This window comes from Actinosynnema sp., from assembly GCF_052038725.1.
The window spans coordinates 1-2,042 of the sequence record NZ_JBQGCX010000002.1; the positions used below are offsets into that span (position 1 = coordinate 1).

Below are 2,042 nucleotides of genomic sequence, written 5' to 3' on the forward strand. Positions count from 1 at the left end.
CGGGCCTCGAACCAGCTCGCGGCGTCCTCGTCGACCAGTGCGGCCATCGCGGCCTCGATGCGCCGGCCGAGCTCCCGGGGCCCCTCGCCCTCGCGCGGCACGACCGGCTCGCCGTAGCGGATGCTGACCGGCGGGCGGCCGGGGCTCGGCCAGGCCTGCTCGTGGGGCATCGCGTTGAAGGTGCCGCGCAGGGCCAGCGGCACGACCGGCACCTGCGCCGAGGCCGCCATGAACGCCGCCCCCAGCTTGAACGGCTGGGTCCAGCCGTCGCGGGAGCGGGTGCCCTCGGGGTAGACGACGATCGACCAGCCCTCGCGCAGCAGGTGCCCCGGCGTGTTCGACAGGGTGCCGCCGCGGCGCTCGATCGGGAACGTGTTGAACAGCAGCGCCGAGCCCGCCGCCCGCCACCAGGTGTCGAAGAAGTAGTCAGCGGCGGCGGCGACCGCGGTGCGGCGGCGCCAGCGCGGCGGCAGCGTGTTGAGGATGAGGGGGGTGTCGACGTGGCTGGAGTGGTTCGCGACGAACACCACCGGGCCCTCGATGCGCTCGAGCACGTCGAGGCCGTGCGCCCGGACGCTGACCTGCGAGCGCAGGAGGCCGTTCATGCCCACGCCGAGCGCGACCTCGCGGACGACCCGGGCCGTGCGCCCGCGGGCCCAGCGGGTCGGGAACACGCGGGTGGAGCGGGCCGGCACGTACGGCTCCGCCGAGCGGGGCACCAGCGCCCGCCGGCCGACCCCCCAGCGCCACCCGCGCGCGACGGTCCGCACGTCGGCGACGCCGTCGCGCACGAAGCGCCACGGCGTCATGGCGGGTCGGCTCACGCCGTGCCGCCCACCGTGCCGCCCGCCGCCGCGAGGTCCGGCACCGAGACGTCGGCGACCAGGTGCGGCGGGTTGTGCAGGTAGGTGATGGAGGGGTCGTGGCCCACCGCGTCGGAGACCATCTCGAGCGCGTCCTGCAGGGTGCTCGCGGCGCGGAAGCCCATGCGCGCGCACGCCTTGCGGTCCCCGCCGACCCACACGACGTTGCGGCCGCCGCCCAGGTGGTCCCGGGCGTGGGCGATCCAGTACCACATGTAGAACGGGTGCACGCCGTGGTAGGCGTGGCTGGTGCGGTACAGGTGCACGTACCAGGGGTCCGTGGCGTAGCGCTCCTCGAACTGCTTCTCGATGACCGCGGGCTCGGTCGAGGTCGAGAGGACCTCCTCGAAGAAGTCGACGTAGCTCGGGTGGTGCAGCTGGCTGAACTCCGGCGCGACCGGGTGGTAGAGGATGACCGCGCCGCCGGGGCGCACCACGGGGGCGCCGCGGTAGGAGTTGAAGTAGTAGCCGAGCCCCATGCAGGCGGCGAGGACCGGGTTCATGATCGAGTCGACGTTGTAGGGGCCGACGAACGGCACCCCCAGGACCATGACGTCGCTCTGGCCCTGCACCGGCACCAGCTGCTGGGCGTGGACGGCGGCGATGGTCTGCTCGTGGACGGCCTCGACCTCGCCGGCCCGCACGCCGGTGAGGCCGTACTCGGAGCGGATGCCGTGGAACAGCCGGTGCGTCAGCCGCTTGGGCGCGACGGCCAGGCCGCGGCGGACCCCGACGAAGCGGGCCTGGTCGGCGATGTTCCACTCCCACTCGCGCTTCTGCAGGAAGGAGTAGGAGTCGCCGAAGATGGTGTTGTTGAGCGTCGTCTCGATCTGGAACACCTTGACGTGCTCGGCGACGACCTTGCCCATGCGCCACGCGCTGGAGTGCAGCGCGGACTTCTTGTGGTCCATGAACGAGCGGCTCTGGACCATGGTGTGGCTGTTGTGGTGGTGGCGCAGGCTCGAGTACGGCGCAAGACCGATCGCGACGGACTTGTGGCCGCCGTCCATGGCGACGAGGTTGACGTTGACGTACACGAGCAGGTCGGACTCCGCCGAGCGCTTGTGGATGTCGACTGACTCGCCGTGCTTCGTGGTGCCGAGGTGGGCGATGTTCTCCTTGTCCTCGGCGTCGAAGTTGTACAGGGCGCCCTGGGGGAAGAAGCTGCGGAAGACGCGC

General features: G+C 72.1%; 2 protein-coding genes. Both read right to left on the reverse strand.

Annotated features, from left to right (window positions below; all coding sequences use genetic code 11):
- The coding region (locus ACTUAL_RS00015; RefSeq protein WP_440898805.1) for a lysophospholipid acyltransferase family protein at positions 1-824 on the reverse strand (824 nt) is incomplete at its 3' end.
- Positions 821-2,042, reverse strand: a 1,222-nt coding sequence (locus tag ACTUAL_RS00020) for a lactate racemase domain-containing protein (protein WP_440898806.1), incomplete at its 5' end; no start/stop codon positions are given. The genes ACTUAL_RS00020 and ACTUAL_RS00015, both read right to left, overlap by 4 nt.